Annotated in this window: 19 protein-coding genes; 10 read left to right on the top strand and 9 right to left on the bottom strand. The window is 65.8% G+C overall.

Features of this window, described 5'->3' with window-relative positions; all coding sequences use genetic code 11:
• Window positions 1-300 precede the first annotated feature (300 nt).
• From D9599_RS22895 to D9599_RS22885, 3 genes are all read left to right on the top strand, one after another.
• Window positions 301-909 (top strand): segregation/condensation protein A, encoded by a 609-nt coding sequence (locus D9599_RS22895; RefSeq protein WP_198383619.1) that lies wholly within the window; start codon window positions 301-303, stop codon window positions 907-909.
• A 272-nt stretch (window positions 910-1,181) separates the two neighbouring features.
• A complete protein-coding gene (locus tag D9599_RS22890) occupies window positions 1,182-1,772 on the top strand; it encodes a DUF2726 domain-containing protein (protein ID WP_198383618.1) in 591 nt (196 codons plus the stop codon).
• 169 nt (window positions 1,773-1,941) lie between these two features.
• The gene (locus tag D9599_RS22885) at window positions 1,942-2,445 is read left to right on the top strand and encodes a hypothetical protein (protein WP_198383617.1); all 504 of its coding nucleotides are present in this window, start codon (window positions 1,942-1,944) and stop codon (window positions 2,443-2,445) included.
• Window positions 2,446-2,882: 437 nt separating this feature from the next.
• Here the strand turns inward: D9599_RS22885 and D9599_RS22880 are convergent, their stop codons facing one another.
• The 3 genes from D9599_RS22880 to D9599_RS22870 form a co-directional block, all read right to left on the bottom strand.
• On the bottom strand, window positions 2,883-3,251 hold the full coding sequence (locus D9599_RS22880) for a hypothetical protein (RefSeq protein ID WP_198383616.1): 369 nt from the start codon (window positions 3,249-3,251) through the stop codon (window positions 2,883-2,885).
• 145 nt (window positions 3,252-3,396) lie between these two features.
• The gene (locus D9599_RS22875) at window positions 3,397-4,503 is read right to left on the bottom strand and encodes a hypothetical protein (RefSeq protein ID WP_198383615.1); all 1,107 of its coding nucleotides are present in this window, start codon (window positions 4,501-4,503) and stop codon (window positions 3,397-3,399) included.
• Window positions 4,503-5,627, bottom strand: a complete 1,125-nt coding sequence (locus tag D9599_RS22870) for an FIST C-terminal domain-containing protein (RefSeq protein WP_255531640.1) — start codon at window positions 5,625-5,627, stop codon at window positions 4,503-4,505. The genes D9599_RS22875 and D9599_RS22870 overlap by 1 nt, the downstream gene beginning before the upstream one ends.
• Window positions 5,628-6,201: 574 nt before the next feature.
• Here D9599_RS22870 and D9599_RS22865 point away from each other — a divergent pair.
• From D9599_RS22865 to D9599_RS22855, 3 genes are all read left to right on the top strand, one after another.
• Window positions 6,202-6,999 carry a hypothetical protein gene (locus tag D9599_RS22865; protein ID WP_198383613.1) on the top strand — a complete coding sequence of 266 codons (798 nt, stop codon included), beginning with the start codon at window positions 6,202-6,204 and terminating at the stop codon, window positions 6,997-6,999.
• Between the two features lie 69 nt (window positions 7,000-7,068).
• The gene (locus D9599_RS22860; RefSeq protein WP_232480796.1) at window positions 7,069-8,259 is read left to right on the top strand and encodes a hypothetical protein; all 1,191 of its coding nucleotides are present in this window, start codon (window positions 7,069-7,071) and stop codon (window positions 8,257-8,259) included.
• A 2-nt stretch (window positions 8,260-8,261) separates the two neighbouring features.
• A complete protein-coding gene (locus D9599_RS22855) occupies window positions 8,262-8,816 on the top strand; it encodes a hypothetical protein (protein WP_198383612.1) in 555 nt (184 codons plus the stop codon).
• Window positions 8,817-9,176: 360 nt separating this feature from the next.
• Here D9599_RS22855 and D9599_RS22850 read toward each other — a convergent pair whose 3' ends face one another.
• From D9599_RS22850 to D9599_RS22825, 6 genes are read right to left on the bottom strand one after another with little or no spacing between them, the layout of a single operon-like run.
• Window positions 9,177-9,644, bottom strand: a complete 468-nt coding sequence (locus tag D9599_RS22850; RefSeq protein WP_198383611.1) for a hypothetical protein — start codon at window positions 9,642-9,644, stop codon at window positions 9,177-9,179.
• A 2-nt stretch (window positions 9,645-9,646) separates the two neighbouring features.
• Window positions 9,647-11,980 (bottom strand): DotA/TraY family protein, encoded by a 2,334-nt coding sequence (locus tag D9599_RS22845; RefSeq protein ID WP_198383610.1) that lies wholly within the window; start codon window positions 11,978-11,980, stop codon window positions 9,647-9,649.
• 57 nt (window positions 11,981-12,037) lie between these two features.
• The gene (locus D9599_RS22840; RefSeq protein WP_198383609.1) at window positions 12,038-13,456 is read right to left on the bottom strand and encodes a hypothetical protein; all 1,419 of its coding nucleotides are present in this window, start codon (window positions 13,454-13,456) and stop codon (window positions 12,038-12,040) included.
• An 11-nt stretch (window positions 13,457-13,467) separates the two neighbouring features.
• On the bottom strand, window positions 13,468-14,658 hold the full coding sequence (locus tag D9599_RS22835) for a hypothetical protein (RefSeq protein WP_198383608.1): 1,191 nt from the start codon (window positions 14,656-14,658) through the stop codon (window positions 13,468-13,470).
• 20 nt (window positions 14,659-14,678) lie between these two features.
• Window positions 14,679-15,215, bottom strand: a complete 537-nt coding sequence (locus D9599_RS22830; protein WP_375373065.1) for a hypothetical protein — start codon at window positions 15,213-15,215, stop codon at window positions 14,679-14,681.
• Complete coding sequence (locus D9599_RS22825; protein ID WP_198383607.1) at window positions 15,215-15,670, bottom strand: hypothetical protein; 456 nt, start codon at window positions 15,668-15,670, stop codon at window positions 15,215-15,217. The genes D9599_RS22830 and D9599_RS22825 overlap by 1 nt, the downstream gene beginning before the upstream one ends.
• A gap of 615 nt (window positions 15,671-16,285) precedes the next feature.
• On the opposite strand from D9599_RS22825, the gene D9599_RS22820 reads away from it, so the two are divergent.
• From D9599_RS22820 to D9599_RS22805, 4 genes are all read left to right on the top strand, one after another.
• Window positions 16,286-16,747: a helix-turn-helix domain-containing protein gene (locus D9599_RS22820; RefSeq protein WP_198383606.1), complete on the top strand. Its 462-nt coding sequence runs from the start codon at window positions 16,286-16,288 to the stop codon at window positions 16,745-16,747.
• Between the two features lie 126 nt (window positions 16,748-16,873).
• Window positions 16,874-17,770 carry a hypothetical protein gene (locus tag D9599_RS22815; RefSeq protein ID WP_198383605.1) on the top strand — a complete coding sequence of 299 codons (897 nt, stop codon included), beginning with the start codon at window positions 16,874-16,876 and terminating at the stop codon, window positions 17,768-17,770.
• 56 nt (window positions 17,771-17,826) lie between these two features.
• Window positions 17,827-18,009: a hypothetical protein gene (locus D9599_RS22810; RefSeq protein ID WP_198383604.1), complete on the top strand. Its 183-nt coding sequence runs from the start codon at window positions 17,827-17,829 to the stop codon at window positions 18,007-18,009.
• A gap of 63 nt (window positions 18,010-18,072) precedes the next feature.
• Complete coding sequence (locus D9599_RS22805) at window positions 18,073-18,702, top strand: DotI/IcmL/TraM family protein (protein ID WP_198383603.1); 630 nt, start codon at window positions 18,073-18,075, stop codon at window positions 18,700-18,702.
• Window positions 18,703-18,722 lie beyond the last annotated feature (20 nt).

The raw sequence follows: 18,722 nt of genomic DNA, 5'->3' as shown, positions 1-18,722 counted from the left end.
CCGAAGAGAGCCGAGCCCGGCCGCTGGACCTGCATGCTCTGCTTCCTGTGCCGGCAGCCGTCCTGGCCCTAGGCGCGGACCATCCCGATGCCCGGCAATGGCTCCGATCCCACTGGGGCACCGAGGAGCTGCGCCGGGTGGAGAGGCTGTCCGGTTCCGCAGGGCGGCGACCGAAGGGGCAGGCGGAGGTGGGGTTGGCTTCTTCGCAGCCGATGCAGGGCCCGCCTCGGCGGTGCGTCGGCTGGCCAGGGCCTGGCCCAACCTGCGATTGGGCCTACGGCATGCCGTCGGCACCTCTGGATGAACGTGGCTGGGCGGGATGGCGCCGGCTCCGCCTCGATTGTGCAGCTCGACGGCTACGAGGGGCCGATCGACTTCGTGCTGGATCTGGCCCGCGCCCAGAAGGTGGACCTCGGTCGCCTGTCGATCGTGGCGCTGGTGGACCAGTACGTCGCCGCGGTGGAGGCGCCGGGGGCAAGGGCGACGCTGGCGGAGCGGGGCGACTGGCTGATCGCCGCCAGTTGGCTGGTGCTGCTCAAGTCGAAGCTTCTGGTCCAGACCGAGGACGAGCCAGAGGTGCCGGAAGCGGAGCGTCTGCGAGAGGGGCTGGTCCGCGCCCAGCAGCGCCGGCAGGCCCGGGAACTGACGGGCTGGCTGGAGCGGCGGCCGCAGCTGGGACAAGAGGTCTTCGCCTGCGGGGCCCCGGAGGCGGCGCCCGCCTCGAGCAGTGGAGAGAGCGGCGACCTGCTGGATCTGCTGCTGGCGTGCTTCGACCTGATGGACGTGCCAGCACGGACGAAGCGGGAAGTAGCACAGCCCTATGCGCCACCCCTGCTGGACGTCTGGACCTTGGCCGAGGCACTGGAGCGGCTTCGAGCGCGGTTATCCGAGCAGCCGGAGGGGGGGTGACCCCGGGTCATTTCTTCCCGACACCGGCAGAGAAGCCGTATCGGTCCTGCGCGGGAGGTCGGGGATCGCCGGCACCTTCATCTCGGCGCTGAAGTTGACCAAGCAAGGCGTCTCCGCCCTCGAGCAGGACGCGGCCTTCGCCTCTATCGGCCTGAGGGCATACGGGCAGGAGGTGGAGCGCGCGGCCTGACTGGCCACGAAGCATACCCTCGTCTTCGCTCCCTGTTCGCACCGCCTGCCACCATGAGGGCAGCCTTTCCGAGGAACACCGCATGTCCCCAGTCACCGTCGTAGAAGCTATTCCAGTGGTCGGACCACTTCTGGCCGCCCTCGGTCCTGTCGGGCTGCTCCTCGCGATCGGCTTGGCTCTGCTGGCGCTCGTGCTGGCGCGTCGGGCGCTTTCTCGACCGAGCACCCGCCCCGACCAGGTGGCCGCAGTCAGTCGACAAGAGGTGGTGTGGCGGCCGAAGAGGGTGCTGAACGGGGGCGAGGCCGCGGTCTACGCCAGTGCGTGCAGCATCACGACCCGCATCGACCCGACATGGCGGGTGTGGCCGCAGGTCAGCCTGGGCGAGGTCTTGCGGACCGAGGGACGCTCCGACGCCGACCGTGAGGCATTCCGCTGGATCAACAGCAAGCGCGCCGACTTTCTTGTGGTGGACGGCGAGGGGTGGCCCGTGGCGGTGATCGAGTACCAAGGGAGTGGGCACTACCAGGGCAATGCAAGCGAGCGGGATGCCGTGAAGCGGACGGTTCTGCCCCGCGCGGGCATCCGCTACATCGAGGTAGCAGCTCCGCTCAGTAGGCGGCGGTCTCAGCTCGACGCGCTCCTGGACGAGGAACTACGGGCGGCCAGACCATGAGGGAGGCGTCATCAGGCTCCTGCTCACACCAACACAACTCTATCGCGCGATCCACCGCCGGTTGCGAAGCATCCGCGACACCATTCTCGCGCTCTTCAGGTTGGGGCTGGTTTGCCTTGGTCTGAATGCTCTAGGGAAGCCAGAGTTCGTGCCTGCATAGGAGTTGCAAGTGCCCAGAAAGCGCGTGTCCACGCCAAGTAGTCCTCAGCGCAGCGAAGATCCGAACACCGGCAACGACCCGGTGCTCGCTCTTTACTGGAACTACTTCTCCGTGGCCCGACGCGCGTTCGAGATGGTTGAGGAGGCCGAGCGCGCCACCAGGAATGCTAAGGCCAGCGAACGCGAAGTCCCCTTTGCAAGATATCAGGCCTTTCTTCCGATGTGGCTCGCTGCGTTGTTCACCACCTGTGAGGGCTACCGCGCAATCGGTAGCAAAAGGCCGGCCCTTGAGGCTCAGATGGACGAGATCATGGAGCCGCTACGCACGGTTTGGCTGCACACGGTAAACTACCACGATGATGCCACTCAGAAGCAAGGACGCGCTCCATTTTACGAACGTAGCGCCGGCTTGCTGCAGAAGGCGACGGATCTGCACAATGCGCTGATCGGCTTCTTCCATGAGCACGTCGTGGCTTTCTCAAAGCAAGCAGCGGGTGATATCCACAAGCACTGATCGGCTCCCAGTAAGACGGGAATGGGCCACTCGTCAGCGGCCTGGCGGCGTGCCTCCGTAGATGAAAAAGACACGCCCGTTTGGTCCGCGTCGTGCAACGCATTTCATGTTGCTCCAGGTATCGCGCTCCACGGTCTCCTGCATCACCCAGCCGCGCGGCCCGGTAGGGGTCTCGACTGGTAGGAAGCCGTTGCGGGCTGGTCCCGTCACGGCCACCCAGGAGGAGACGTACCCCATGCGTTGCGCGGAGGTCGTTGGCTCCTGGAAGACGAATGTCTGAGCGGACGGGCCGCCCCGGATGCCCCAGCACCGAAGGCCGGGCGCGTTCACGGCGTCGGGCACCGGGCGACCGATGGCCTGTTGCGCTGACGCCCCAGAAGGGAAAGCCACGAGCAGCGCTCCTGCCACGACATACGCCAACAGCGTTCGTACCCGCATCATGACATTCTGGGCGCACGGCGCCGGCGTTCGAGTTCAAAGGCAGCCGCATCGGAGCCGTTCATCATGAAGCTCGCAGCATCCTCTCCAGGTCGCAGATTGCCGAGTGGTGCATAGCGCTCCCACCGCTGAGCAGCGCGCGCCCGCTGAAAAAAGGGAAGCTGGCGATCATTCCCCGGAGGGCCGCCGGAAACGTGCTGATCTATGCGGAAGGCCAGCATATCCAGGACAAGGCAGTTTCGGACATCTTGTGGACGCTTGCCCGGTGCAATGGCCGACAGGTAGCACTCGTCGATCGCCGCGATGACACCTGCCATTCCTTGCCTGTCCGAAGCGAAGGTGTAGCGGTCCACGACGAAGTCGATCATGGCGGCGGCAGCCGGAGTAAGACCCTCGCGCCCTGTTGCCATTCGGCCCGGCTGGACGCCAGTGACGAGCGGGACCGATGGACTGCTCGTCTGACAAGCCGTCAAAGCAAGGGAAAGTAGGAGCACGCTCGCGAGCCGTTCAAAGCTAAGACCGGTTTTCATCGGTGCCCCCACTCCGCTTGAAAGGTATGCTTGGCACGTCAGTTGCACCGGTGGCATCATACGCCGATGCCTCCCGCGTGCGATCGTCCGGTAGCGACGTAGGTGCTGCCGGCTTGAGTGCCTCGAACTGCTTCGATCCGCCCGCATAGAAAACGATGCTTCCATCGTGCCGGCAGGCCGTGCGGACGTAACCGAGTAGCCGATTGACGTCCTTGTAAACCTTCTCCGCATGGCCGCGGAACGTCAGCATCTGCCGGAAACCAGTGCTCCAGCTCGGCCGCACGAACAGTTCATACTCACCGTCGTCACGCATCAGGACAGCAACCTGCTCGATCGCGCCCCCTTTCGCTATCGAACTCGCGATCTCGTACTCACGGATCGTCGGTCGTGCACGGTCAAGCCGCGGGATAGTATCCTGTGAAGGTGCGGGGGATGCTTCAATGCACGGCGGCGGCTCACTGATCTCCGGGATCTCGTTCGCAGGCTGTCGCGCTTGCAGACGCCAGTAGCCGTCTACCAGCCGGGCGAGCGCTGTGTAGCTCAGATCATCTCCCTGCTGCCGGAACATGACATCGCCGGGGCCTAGCGCTCCAGCCATGAGGATGGCGAAGCCGCTGTCGTCGTCATAGTTCCAGATCAGATGAGTTGATCCGATCAGCTTGCCGACTGCTTTGAAGAACGCGGCCACTCCAGCAGGAAAATGCTCACCTTCGAAGGAATGGCCGAATGCCGGAGCTGCGTCGAGGGTAGCACTGGGCTTCACGAGTATGTCTCGGCAACCCGCAGCGGCCAGGATGTTGAAGCATCCCGCATGATCGGCGCGCTCGTGTAAGATCATGGCCCTCGCGCAAAGCGAGTGTTCGATGACGGCGTCGAGCACGAGCGTAGCCATACTGGCCATATCCGCGGCGGTCCCCGTCACATGGGATAGCTCCCGATCCAATCGACTCTGAGATTGGTACCGCCGAACCTCACGAACGAGACGCTCGTTCTCTTCCTGAACCCGCTGCAGATCTTTGCCGAGCTCGTTGCACATCCGCCGGTAGTAGATGAGTTCCTTCTCGGCCGCGGCGCGGACAGGCGTGTTCATCAGCCCACCCTCGAATACGTTGCCAGAACTCCAGTCCAGTCCAGGGGATGGCTTCTGCCGCAGAGTGGCGCAATCTCGACCCCCGAGTAGAAGCCTAGAAAGGGTGTATCATCCGGTAGCACCTCGGCCACGACATCGGCCTCTTCCACCAGCGCCCCGCTCATCGCACTCGCCCGGCCGGCGCAGTCGATGTACAAACGTAGGAATGGCTGACGTCCACCCTCACAGCGCATCGGCGCTGCGGCGACGCGGTTGCGCGCCATGTCCAGCATCATCGCTGGATCGTTCTGCATGAGCTGCACCAGAGCGCCTTCGTAGAAGTCAGGCTCGAACAGGGTGACGCTGCCCTTCTCACGATCCGCGGTGACAATCAGGCGGTTCACGTAGTCGTCCGGCGTGCCGCTCTCCCACTGCTCGCCCAGCTTGAGGCCGAGCGTCATGATCCGGCTTGGATGGCTTGCGGTGTCCGTCAGCGGTGCGTCGAGGTGTTCCTCCACGACATCGAGTGCGCGTCGGCCATCCAGGGTGAAGATCTCAGCACCCACAATGTGGGTCACTCTCATGAGGGAACTGATGGGCCGGGCGGCACGCAGGATGATGGCGTCAGCGGTCACGCTCCTCGGGAACACCAGGGCCAATGCAGCGTGGCGCTTCACCTCCCCGTTTAGAAGGATCCAGCCGTCCGTCAGGTTAAGGTCGGTCAGAAGACCACCCCCCATTGTGGCCATGGCACCGGGCCACTCGGCCTGGAAGCCTTGCAGCAGGTGTCCGGCCGAGTGCAGTCGGCGCGGCTGGAAGGAGAGCACGCTATCGTACAGCAGCAACACCGCTGCATCGGAAGCATGCTGGTCACGAACCAGACGGCCTAGTTGATGCCCGGCCTCAAGATCACCGTGCGCGAGCAGATCGACACATTGCAGCTTTGGGGAGATCTCTGGAGCAAGAAATGCAACCATGCCGATCTCTGAACCGGAGCAGCTACTGCCATCTGCGACGATGATGCCGGCACACGCGCCGCCAACGACACAACCCCGCGGATACATGCTCGCGATCGTTTCCAAAACGACTTCCGGTGTATGCTTGCCGCCACCGAGAACGAGTAGGATAGATGGACATGCGGGCATCGCTCGCCGTAGTTGCTCGCAACAACTGAGTGTCACGGATCGCGTCGAAGCACCTCGTGCGCTGACGACAACGACGCTGCTCTCCTTCCAATCTTGTTGGGAAGGCCTGCTTTGCCAGCTTCCTGACTTTTCAGTATTTTGCTCCATCTTGTGGACTCGGTTCACAGAGAAGATACCTCCACCTCGTACCATTAATGATACAAGCGTCTTGTCCTGTGATAAGATTGCTTTTTATCACGTTAGGTCCAACTTACCATTAACTGTTGCCTATAGGTTCTACGCTGCGGTAGTCATTCACACCGAGACCGGCGCGTTGCCTCCCCGAGCAGACCAAAGGCACATGGCATGTTAGCACCGGCTAATGGTGAAAAACTACCGGAAATCACGATGTTACAGGTTGGTCGGCCGGTTACATCAACCATGGTGCCCAGGGGCAAACTTAGCAGGGACTCGTTCCGAGCGAACCGCCCTGGACCATCGCTGCGCGACGCGCAGCGCTCACTGCATCTACTCCATTCGAAGAAGGTGCGTGTCGGCGTCGCCTAGAACACTGCTCTGATAAGGAAGACGGCACATGCACCTGTCGAGCAGCCCTCCAGACATTCTTGCACAGCCCTCCGCAGCGTCGCAGATTATCGTGCTCGGGCTTTACAATCTCGAGGAACTGGACCGGAAGGTCGCGGACGCTTGCAATAGAATCCGGCTGCTGGATGATCGCTTTCAAAGCGGCATTCGAATGGTGACGGAGGCCAGTAGCCGAGGCGATCTGGGTACTTGCGAGCGGCTTGAGCGCGAGTGTGCTCGGTTGGTCGAGAGCATCCTCAAGGCCCTGCTCGAGTTGGGATCGACGAGAGCTGCGTCTCTCATCGGCCTCGGTTTGAAGGCGTCGACACTCGCTCACTTCTTGCCTCGTTTCCATGACGAAGTGGCTGAGGAGCATCTGCTGCTGATGGCGGCATTCGCCGACGAGGTGCTGGCACACTACTCAATGGTGGCCGCACGCGGCGAGGAAGATGAAACCTCCTTGAGGCTCGAGAGCGATGACCTGCGCACGCTTACGACCTCGATCCTCGACTACATCACCATGCGTGAATCGTTACTGCTGTCGCTAGCGACCGCTGCGCAAAGCCACGCCTCCAGTTCCGTGTCCGAGATGCCGGGTGAGGCAGAGTACCTTAACAGGGAAGAACAGTTTGCAGTGCAGTTGAGCCAGTTGGCTCATCAAGACGTTCGCAGCGTTTCCGAGTTGCTCGCCTTGGCCGGCATCATCGCCGGGCTAGCACGGCAAGATCCGGGAGCAGCGATCTCAAGCTTTGTCATCATCTTCGGCCTGAAGCTCTGCGACACGGTACTTCTCCAGCCTGTCATCTGAGGCGCAAGGGCGCGCGCCGTTCGCGCCACCAACCGGCAACATGGCGTCGTCAAAGATTGGACGAGGCTCATGAAGCGCATTCTTCTGGCGACGTGCATCGTGTCGCTGCCCGCCTACGTGATGGCGAACCCTCTTTGCGGCATGCCGGTGTCGGCGGAGGGACCGCCGACCGCTGCAGCGGCACCCCTGCTCGCCCTGCCGCAGCCGGTTTTGGGAACGGTGCCGGCGATCGCCCGTCTGCCAAGCGCTGAAGCTCCCGCAGCGTCAGCGGCTCAACCGCCACGGGTCGAAGGCTTCGCCGTCCCGCCCTCGTTGTCGCTGAGCGTTCCGGTACTGCGGCACATCGTGGCTTCCGGCGCTTCGATCCAGGAACTGGGTGTGCGCGATGGGCTCCAAATGGTGGTGGCGCGTTCCGGAGCCGAGTTCATGCTGCTCAGCGTCGCCCCGTCGGGTGAGGCGATGGTCGCCGGCATCCCTGCGGACCTGTCAGTGGCACGGCTGCGTGAGGTCGCTGGCGTCGGTGTCACCGAGCTCGGGGACCACCACGGCCTGCGCAGCTTTCTCGTCCGCAGCGGCGACGCCTTTCAGGTTTTCTACGCCACCCCAAATGCCGAGCGGGTCATCCCCGGGGTGATGTGGGACGCGACGGGCAAGAACCTCACACGCGAGCAGGTCTCGTCGATCGAGGGCGCTATTCCCACGGTCACCATCGGCGACGTGTCCAGCACCGCAACCCCGGCTGCCACCGCAACCCCTCGCCCAGCCGCGCCCCCGGCCACCCGCGTCGCCGTGACGGTGCCGTCGCGGGGGGCACTGGCGATCGCCGAACGCACTGCGGCCGGGTCGGTGGGTAATCCGTCGGCCCCCCATGTCTGGATGTTTGCCGACCCGCAGTGCGGCTACTCGGTTCAGGCCATGCAGCGCCTGCAGCCGCTGGTCGCCAGCGGCAGGGTGCGGGTCTCGGTGGTGCCGGTGGCGATCCTCGATCACCAGAATGCCGGGCGCAGCACGGCCGACAGCTTGGCCATGCTGAGCCGCCCCGCCGAGCAGATGGTGCAGGCCTGGAGCCGCAGCGACCTCCGGGCCCCTCCCACGTCGGAAGCGGCAGCTCGGTTGCGGGGCAACATGGAGGCGGCACAGTCCATCGGCCTTCGGGGCACACCGACGCTGGTGTGGCGTCGGGCGGACGGAAGCGAAGGGCGCCAGGACGGCATGCCGTCCGACCTCGACGCCCTGGTTGCCTCGATGCAGGGGGGCTGAGCGTGTCGATCGACCTCGGCCCAGGCCAGCGGGACGCTGCCAAGGAGCTCCGGCGGCGGATGAGCTGGGTGCTGGCGGGCCCCCGGTGGGTGCTCCGCCGATCCAGCGAAGCGGCCGGCACCCGGGAGATCCGCGGCGGTGCGAGACTGATCCGTCACCTGACGGCAGTGCTGCGTCGCGGGCAACCGGCAGGGGCGGGCCCCGTCGCCGATGAGAACGGGCGGCTGGACGCTGCGGCGACCGCCTTCGTCATGGGGATCTCCGAGAATGAACTGCGGAGGATCTGGGCTGTCCGGCGCAAGCATTCGGCGCGAGTGGCCTGGGGCTGCTTCGCAGCCGGCTGGGGCTTCCTGGCGCTCTGGGCGTGGCAGGCAATGGGTACGCCCTGGACACAGGAGCGGGTCTGGGCAGCCGTGCAGTTCCTGCCGTTCTGCGCCGCCTTCTTCGTCCTCTCGTTCCGCAGCGCCTGGCAGAACTGGCAGCTACGGACGGGGCAGCTAGGCTCGGCCGGCGACTACCTCCGCACGGCCGAGCCCTTCTGGCCGAGCGCGGGTTAGAACGTACCCGGCGGGGCGACGGTGGAGCCACCGGCTGCCCCGGTCGCCCAGGGGGCGCGTTCGTAGTCCGGCCGACCGGCCAGGACACTGGGATCGTGAGGCCTGACGATCGTGCCATTGCGGTTCAATACGGGAGGCGCCCAGGTGGCGTTCGCTGAGCCGGGCGAGGCGAAGGGATCGTGGCTCGGGTGCCGGACGGTCGGGGCGGCCGGGGCGGTGTAGCTGCTGACCGAGCGAAGATTGCCCCTGCTGCATGCGCCAAGGGCAAGTACAGCGAAGAGGAGGAGGGTTGAAGAGCGGCGCATGGGTCCATCCTGGTTGATGGCCTATGCTGCCGTTAAGCGACGCGAACGAGGCGGCCTAGTTGCCGCCTCGCCTGAGGCGCTCGTTCTCCCTCTGTAGGTCAGCCATTTGCGCTGACATACGGGCGAAAGCCAGTTCCAAGGCTTCGAGTTCGTCCGTTCTATCTCTCAGCATCGCGTTGGCTCCACGCTCAGCCCGCTCCAGGGAAGCGAGTTCGGTCTGACGTTCGGCCGTGTGCGCCTCCAGATCAGCAACCCGGGCGAGAAGCTGGTCGCGCTCGATCGCCAGCGAAGTGCCGTGCGCGCGCAACTGCTCGATGGTTCTCTCTTTCGAGCGCACGGAGGCTCGCCACTCTTCAATATTGGCGAGAACCTCCGCCTCAGCATACATCGGCCCTGCAGCCGGTCGCCGCCTATCGAGGAAGGCCGTGAGCATACGGCTGCGAGCCTGCTCCGCCTGAACCGACATACGGCCCAGAACGTAGCCAGCGCCTCCGCTTATCCCTCCGCCTTCCTCGTCATGCATCCTTAGCTATCCTGCCTGGGCTCGGACACGTCCGTGGCCGCTCGAGTTGTAGAGTCCATGCCATCTCCGTTATCGGGCCGCCCAGGACCTGGCAACCGCCTCGATGAAGCAGTTGGATCCCTTCCTTTAGCACCGTCCGCGATGGCTGCTGCCCCCTCTTGAATCTTGGTAAGCGCGCCAGCCGCTCCAACCAAGGCGGCATCCCGGCTGAAGCCGTCCATGTCGACCCGGTTGGCCGGCAGAAAGCCGATTAAGCGTGGGACGTGGTGGGGCACAAGCGAGATCATTCGAAAGGACATTACAGCCAGCACGACATGACAAAGAACAAAAATGCACATCAGGACGATTACGCCGATGACGTTGGTGACTACCCAGCCGTTGCCCAGCACGAAGCCGGCCGCCACTCCGAACCCCTGCCGCAACAGCCACGACATGCTGGCGAAGATGAAGTAGCCCAAGAACAGCCCCAGCAGCATCAGGACAGGCCGGAACAGGACGTTGAAGGCCAGCGAGTAGCCCTCGGTCGCCTTTCCATGCAGGCCCTCGCCCCGCATGGTCATGTGCGCCAGCATCCACAGCGGTACGGCGATCACGGCCTCACACACCAGGATCAGCCATCCCGCCACCCCCGCCAGCCAGATCAGGAAGGGGATCATCGGCAGCACGTAGGCGATGGTCAGGCCTGGGAGCAGCAGCCCGCTGGCGAGGGCGAAGATGACGGGAGAGAAGAACTCTAACGCCTTGCCAATCCCCGCCGAGGTAGCGCCGAACAGCCCTCCAACCAGGGGAATACCCCCTGTGGCAGTGGTGGTGGCCTCGGCTCCGCCTACCGCGACGCCGGCTGCGCCCAACGCCCCGAGCCCGGCCGTGATCATCGCATGCCCCACTTGCATCAGGCTGCCGAAAGGATCCGTCCAGACGCTCACCCCCGGGGCGAGGAGGTAGCTGGTGATGATCCCCAGGAGGGATTCACCCAGGTTCATGTATCGGAATAGGCGGTCGATCAGCCCGGCGCCGTCCTCGGCGGGCGAGGCGCCGGCGAAGAGGGTGGCACCGCCGATGGGCGTGTTCACCTGGTCGACCGTGGCGACGTGGGCCGTCATCCGGTTCATGAAGGTCTCCACCGACGCGGTGAAGGGCAGCAGGTCGGCCGTCAGCGCCTGCCCAAGGCCCTGGCCGGTGGGCTTGGTGACGGAGGGGACCGCACTCATCAGCGACAGGGTGGCTCCGTTGAGCCGGCTGAACTCGAGGTAGTAGGCGCCGGCCGAGCTCCAGCCCAGCGCCGCGAGGCGGGTCTGGCTGGCGTCGGCGTTGGCCCCGGTGCCGCGGGCGTCGGCCATGGTGTTGCGCAGCTGGCTCATGGCTTGGCTGGCGGCGGCGGTGAGGCGAGTGGTGTAGTCGGCGGTGGCCGCCATCAACACGCCCTGCAGAGGCTCCAGCGCGTTGGCCCGCCGGGTGGCGTAGAGCAGCTGGGCGGCCTGCTGGACCTGGGGCCGGATGCTGGCCTCAATCACAGCGGTCAGGATCTCTCGCTGCTTGGTGCCCATGTCGAGGCTGACCCCAGCCACGGCGCCGTCGTTGCCACCTGAGACCTGAAGGGTGACGGAGCCGCACACCGGCGCACCGGACTCGTTCCCTGCAGAGAGGCGATAGGTCCACGTCTCGTAGGTGACGGAGCGGGTGTTGCGGGTCGCGGCGTAGCGGGTCACCACCGGGGTCGGAGCGGGCACGAGGCCGGGGTTGTTGGAGGCGGCATTGACCAGGGCACGGCAGAACTCGTTGCGGATCAGCCCCGCCACGATGGTCCGAGTGCCCGGCACGATGGGGTCGGCGATCACCCGGGCATCGGCGCCGATGGCCTGCACGGCACTGGTGTAGACGGTGCGGGCCATGCCGATGCCCCACATGGACGCCTGTACCACCGCCGCCTGCCCGGCACTGAAGCCGGAGGACAGGGGGAACATGAAGATGGCGGCGAAGCCCAGGCGCAGGGCGAACATGCCGCTCATGCCATCGGTGAGGAGACGCCCCGTCTCAGCGCCGCGCCACATCTGCATCAGCAGCGAGTAGATTAGGAACACCATGGCGATGGTGGACACGAAGCCGGTCAGGTAACGGACCAGAGTGCCGACGACGGTAGCGGCGTTGCCGGTGCTAACGCCGCCGGAAGCGCCGCCGACGGGGAACACGGATCGAACTACGGTGGCAGCCCAGTCATCGCCGGGGTCGAGGGCCGACCAGCTCATGTCCACGCCCGTCTGGGCAAGGGCGGGGCTGGCGAGGAGCAGCGTCGGAAGCAGCAGTCCTAGGAACAGTGTGGGCGGTGGGTGGCGCATCGCATCCTCGCGGGCGGGGTTCCCCACGAGGATGCGACCGGGCGACGCGAACGGCGCTTAGGGGCCGGGGGACGGGCCGGAAGAAGCCGAGGCCGAGGCGCGGGGTTCGCCCTGGAAGGCGGTGCGGACGGCCTCGGTGGCCCGCCGCACGAGGTCGGAGAAGCGCTGGCCGAGTTCCTCCATCACGTTCCTGCCCTCCTGACGGGCCGGCACCTGGGAAGCAGCCTCGCCAATCTGGGCATCCAGGCGCTCGAAGCGGCCCGCCAGGACCCCTGGGTCCGGGCGCTTGAGCAGCACCGCCTCGGCAGCCTGACGGTCGGTGCCATACTGCTTCACCGCCGTCAGGGCGGCGTCGTAGGCGGCGGCGACCCCCTTCTCCTGGACGAGCGCGTTGTTGAACTGCGTGCGAAGTTCGGCGTGGCGGCCGCCCTCGCGCATTTCGGACAGCACGCCCTGGATCCCTTGGGGGTCGGATCGGGCGGCCTCGTTGATGAGGGCCATGACGCCGGCACCGGCCCCCTGGACGAAGCCTCGCAGCGCCTCGACCGCCTTCTGGCCGGACTTCTCGGCCAGATTCAGAGCGGTTTCATGGCTGAACCGGCTGACCACACGCTCGATACGCTCTCCGATGGGGGTCGGGGGCTGATCCCACGGCAGGCGGACGTCGGGGCGCGGATCGGCCATCATGACGACCGCGCGGCCAATAACGCCGCCGTTCCGGGCACCCGTCGTAGACTCCGGCGTCTGCGGCGAGGAAGTTGCTGCAGGCGCCTGGGCCTCCTGAGGTCGGGACAGACCAGCGGCCTGCTGTGGAGGCGCGCCGGGCATGGTGGCTCGGACGGCGGGCTGTGATGATCCTTCCCCGGGCGACTTGGCAGCCTGAACCCGTTCCTCGGGCTTCGGAGAGGCGACCGCCGCCGGGGCCTGCGCCACCTCGGCCACGCGCGGCGGCGAGGTATCGGCCGCCGGGCGCGGCGGGACTGGCGGCGGGCCGAGCAGGTTCACCTTGCGCTCGAGGTTCTCGATCTTGTCCAGCACGGCGTGCCGGTTCTGGTCGCCACCTTCGCGACCGACCTCGACGGCGAACCGACGGATATCGCCCGCCAGCTTGGGATCGTTGAGCTTCGGAACCTCCCGGAGCAGGTCGTGGATGCGCTGGTTGGTCAGGCCCGGAGCCGTCGTGGCCAGGTGCTCCAGCTCCGAGCGCAGCCGATCAGGCATGCCTGCCGCCGGGCCGGCGAGGCGGGCGAAGTCCTGGTAGACGTAGGCCACCCGGGTGCGGAAGGTGGCGTCAGTCAGCGCAGCGGCATTCTGGCTGTTCATGGCCAGGGCTTCGATCTGCTGGTTCAGCCTCGGATCGTGGGCTGCGATCGCGTGCCGGTGCTGATCCATGCGCTCGATCAGCTCCCGCAGCGGGTCCTTTCCCGTATGCGAGGGTGGTGGCGCCTGCGGCGCGGCGGACATGGTGGCGGACATCCTGGGCTTCCTCAGTTCGCTGCGATGGTGGGAGAGGGCATGGGCGTGAAGCCGGTGAAGCCACGCTCGACATCCACCGCGAGGTTGGCGGCACCGACGGCCGCGGACTGCTGCTGTTGGCGGAGACTGGCGAGCGCGAGGTAGTTCGACAGCGCCAGTTGCTGCGCGATCTCCCGATTGACCGCGGCGGGCGTCATCGCCTGCAGCGAAGCCGCCCAGCCCACGTCCGAAAAGCGACGCTCCACTTCCAGGGCCAGCACCTGCATCCAGGAGCCGGCGGCCGGCGGCTCGACACCGCGGGCCCGAAGTTGGGCCTGCTGCGCCTCGTTCAGCGTCACGGTGGGCGCCTGCAGCGCGATCTGGTGGCTGAACACCGACCGGGACAGCGACATGCGGGCGTCGTAGGCACGGCGCCGTGCCGCAGCATCCTGCCCTTCCACCGACGTCAGGTGGTCACCGCGCAGGGCAGCCGGGACGACGGGCTGCACGACGTTGGTGGCATAGTCGTTGGCCGCGTTCACTTGATCCCCATCGGCGTAGACTTCGCGCACGAAGCTGACCGCGCGCACGTCGGCGTTCGGACGCGGGGAGAGGGTGCAAAGCCCGGCCGCCGCCTCGTCCTGGTCGCAGTAGCGGGACAGGTGCGTGGCGTTGGACGCCGTCATGGACTGCGCCTGGCCGAACCAGGCGGGCGTGTTCGGTCCGCCCTCGCCCCGGACATCCATCACGTCGGCGATCGCCGTGGCGATGCGCGCTCCCTGGATCTGGGACTGATTGGTGGATTGACCGCTGTCCAAGGCGAGACAAGCCTGCGGTGAGGCCGTGTGCTCGTCGCGGATTTCGGTGTTGCGGAGATCGCGGGCGACCCGCGCGTTCGCCATGTTGGAGGCGTCGGCGATCTGCTGGACAGCACCGATCTGGGCACGCTGGTAGTTGGCCGTCTGGGTAAATCCATCGCCGAGGCGGTCGTTCAGCTGGCTGCCGACGCCGGTCAGGCGATCACTGATGAGCGTCCCTATATTGGTGATGTTGTCATAGACCTTGTCGACCGCGCTGGTCATCGCGTTCTGGGCCTGCTGGAGCAGGAAGTGCGTGATGGCGTCGAAGGTCGGCCACTCGGCATGGGCGAGCCTCGGCGCCACGACGAGCAGGCCGCCCGTCATGACGAGGACGGCGGCCGTGGACTTCAAGCGGTTGCGCATGGGCTATGTCCTTCCTCGCGTTAGCGGCCCACGCCGGGCAGCGTGTAGCCGGACGGCGGCAGGGGAGAGCCATTGACGTAGAGGCTGCCGGTGGTGTTGGCGCCGGTGCCGATCGAGCCGATGGGGGGGCCGCCGCCGCCGAAGCTCAGGCGCGGGCACATCACGCCGCCGCCGAAACCCCCGAATCCCAGGTTGAAGCCCGATACCGTGAGACCGCACTGCGCCGAGCCCAGCGCCGACTGCCACGCTTGGTTCACGGCGGCGCAGAGTTGTCCCTGCACGGCGTCGAGCAGAGAGGTCGGGTCGAGCAGATTGGAGATGACGTTGAGACCGACGCCGCGGAAGAAGCCGTCCAGGCAGGAGAGATTCCTCACACTGTTCGGCGGCCGGATCGCGGCGTCGTCGGCCTGCACGCGCGCGGAGATCGCGTCGGCGGCCGCCTGGGTGAGAGCAGCGCAACCGACGCTTCCGGTGCTTTGCGCGTGCGCCAGGACAGGCACGCTCAGCAGCGCCATGGTCAGGGCTGCGCGACGAACGAGAAGAGTGACCCGACGCATCACGCAGCCTCCTTCGCGGGTTCGCCACAGGCCGCCAGAAGCGCCTGAAGGCGCCCCGGAGCGAAGATGCGGCCGAGCAGGTCCTGGCGATGCAGGGCGTCGAGAACTGTGCGGATGAAGCGGCCCGCCTCGGTGGTGTCGCTTCTCAGCAGTAGGGCCTGAGCATTGTCAGCCGCGCCGCCGGCCGCCCCATCGAGCCATTCCACCAGCCGAAGCATGCGGGCGACGCCGAGCTGGGCCAGCACCTCCCGCGCCGTCGCACCATCGTCCTCGCCGATCCCCCAGCCGATCTGCTCGGCACTGGCCGTCCCCAGGGCCTGCCCGAAGTCGCTGAGGAGTGCCCGCACCTCCGGGGTGTCCTCCACCGGGCGAAAGACCGGCACCTCCGCTCCCGATAGGCGGGGCTCGGTTCGCTGGAGCCAGTCCAGCACGTCTGATCGTTCCAGGTCGGGCATCGCCGGGCTTCCTTCCACTCGTAGGAGGGGCAGGGTGTCGGCGGTCGACGCGAACGGCGCGGGCTTAGCGCGAGATGGTGAGGGTGTTGCGGAGCAGGGTCATCCGCAGTCCGAGAGGGCGGATGGCGTCCTGCAGGGCACGGTTCCAGGGCTTATCACCGACCCAGGACACCAGCGCATCCGGGTCGATGTCATCTGCGTAACGCACTGAAAAAGTGGCTGGAACGATTTGACGGGCGGCGAACGACAGCGGAACGTCCGTCCCGAATCCTCGCGCTGCCGTGAAGGACACGCTAGCTCTAGCCGTCCGGCGGGGCGAGGGCTTTGTAACTGTTCGATTCTCCGTCATATCGGCGGGGGAACCGTCCGCCGGCCGCCCGGTGATGACAGTCTGTCCCTGTGGCGGCCCGGAGGGCGAGAGACGAAAGTCGACTGAGAGTGGGTGGGGAGCGAGCAAGTGTGTCGTGAAAAGCAACGCTGTTGTCAGAGCCATCGGGGCCTCCTTCGTCCGGAGGACGCTGGACTGGATCGGCGCGAACGACAGGGCCGAACCGCCAAGTTTCTGAGCGCGCCGACTTCCAGGACCTTTCGGGCACGAACGAACAGGACCGTGAGATGCGATTCGGGCTGGGTGGAGACTGGGGCATGAGCAGGAGGAAAGCGGAGGCTCCCGAGGTCGAACGGGAAAAGGACACGCTCCTCGTTGGGGTCGGCAAGCGGGTGCGTGAGCGGCGAACCGGCCTGAGACTGACGCAGATCCAGGCCGCCGATGCCTGTGACGTACCGCAAACCCTGATCTTCTCGGCCGAAGCCGGCCTGCAGAACCTCACGCTGAAGACGCTGGGCAAGCTGGCAAAAGGTCTGAACACGACCGTGCGCGACCTCATGCCGGTCACGCCTGAGGTTTTGGAGCAGGAAAGACCGCCGCCACAGACTTTGGCCGAGGCTGTCGAGAAGCTGGACCGAGTGACCCAGGAAGCGGCTCGCCTGGCCCAACTCGTCTCGTTCCTTCTGCGGCACTCCCAACAAGCACCACACCAACCCCCTTCGGCCGGGGAGCGCGGTCAAGAACAGTAAGGTTCACCGCACACAACAAGGCAACAAACCACCAGAGCGAGGTTTTTCCTCTTCACACCGTTATAAACGGTTGCAGCACCTCGCCGTGATGAGTAATCATCGGAGCACGGAAGGTGGAGAACCGCTGTGTTCCTGTTCCATGCCCCAGTTGTCGCTCCGGTCCTGCCCATCTCTTCCCTGGCGGGGGAAGCGGTTATGCAGGTCGGGTGGCGTTACGATACGGCGTTGGCAGGCATGGTGGCCAAGGGGCACGGCGTCGCGGCCATCGCCACCTTCCTCGGGGTCGACACTGCCTTCGTGCTGGAGCGCATCCTCGTGCGGGGGTTGGCGACCCCACACGACCGGCCGCTCCGCACCCGCCGGCACCCGAAGGCTTGGCCGGCGGCTCACTTCCGGCGTCTGATCGACTGCTGGTTGGATGGTTGGAAAGCGGCAAGTGCCGCCGAGGCTCTCGGTCGGAGTGTGAATAGCATCTACGCGCAGGTGCGACGTCTGGGCTTGCCCCGCCGCCCGCGCCGCGAGTTGCACCAGCCCGCGCGTGACACGGTCGAGCGGATGCAGAGGGAGTGGGGCTCCCTCGGGCACACCTACCGTGATGTCGTCACCCCCCCCGATCAGACTCTGGTTCAGATCATCACCAGGGCCAACGGCGAAATCCTGCGCATCGAGCGCAAGAAGAACCGCAACGAGATTCGTTGGACGCCGGCGCTCGACCACGAGATCTCTGAGCGCAGCTGGGCGAACCAGCACTACAAGGCGATCGGTAAGGCGCTCAGCATCTCCCACCGCGCCGTTCGCACGCGCCTGTCCCTGATCGGCATGCCGTCCCACGAGCGGGAGGACTTAGTCGAGCACTACGATCCGGCGCTCGGCAGGGAGAGACTGCGCCGTTCCGGCTACCGGTGGCGGGAGTGCAGCTTCCGCAAGGGGCAGTTTTTCTGGTCGGCCCACTATGGGGAGACGACCAGCAAGCTCGCGAAGAAATCGAAGGCTTACCAGAAAGCTTCCCTGACCGCCTTCTAAACCTCTCGGCTGACACTAAGCGCGAGACACGCGGGCAAAAACAGTCGGAACCGGACATGAACGATTGCAGCGAGACGCCATCGGCGTTGGCTAGCGATGACGCGCGCCCAGACGATACGGAACACCACGAGGCGGGAATCGACGATGCCTCGATGGACGCATTGCTGACAGAGCTGTCGCAGCAGGCGTGGTCGTCCGTGAGCATAGCCGTCATCCTTCGGGATCTGCGCGGCGAGTAGCGCATCGCGGTGCCGTTCGCGCCGGCAGCACGAACAATGGGTGCCGAGATTGAGGAACACCCGATGCAGAACGAAGCCGCTGCCGTCACGCGTCGCCTGAGCGACCCCGACTTTCAGGGCAAGGTTGTCACACGGCTGATCGGTGCGGTGATCGCGCTGACGCTGGTGACAACGGCAGCCCTGGCGCACTCCTTCTGGCTGCAAACGCGGCCGAGCGAGACGCGCTACTTCCTCGTGGACGGACGGAATCCGCCCCGGCCGATCCTTGGCCTGGAAAGCCCGGTGGTTGACGACACGCAGCTGCTGGAATGGACGGTGAGATCCGTCCTTGCCGCGTACAACGTCAACTATCACGACTACGCCACGCAGCTTAACGCTGCGGGGCGGCGCTTCTCGCTGAACGGCTGGAACACCTTCGCGCGCAGCTACATCGCTTCGGGGAACTTCGAAGCCATGAAGCGCGGCCGACTGACGTGCTTCGCGCAGACACAGCGTGCCGCGGTCATCACCGACCCCAAGATCATCAGCGGTAGGCTGGCCTACGAGATCCAGTTTCCCATCGTGCAGACCTGCGAAAACTCGCAGCAAACCAGCCAACAGAACCTCACGATCACGGCGCTCGTCGTTCGCACCAACGACGAGGATCGTCCCGACGGGCTCGTAATCGACCAACTGGTCGCGACTGCCCGATGATCGCAGCAGGAGCGAACGCC

This window comes from Roseomonas sp. KE2513, from assembly GCF_016107305.1.
Taxonomy (GTDB): domain Bacteria; phylum Pseudomonadota; class Alphaproteobacteria; order Acetobacterales; family Acetobacteraceae; genus Roseomonas.
Note: the sequence above shows the minus strand (reverse complement) of the source record. Positions and strands in the feature narration are given on the sequence as shown.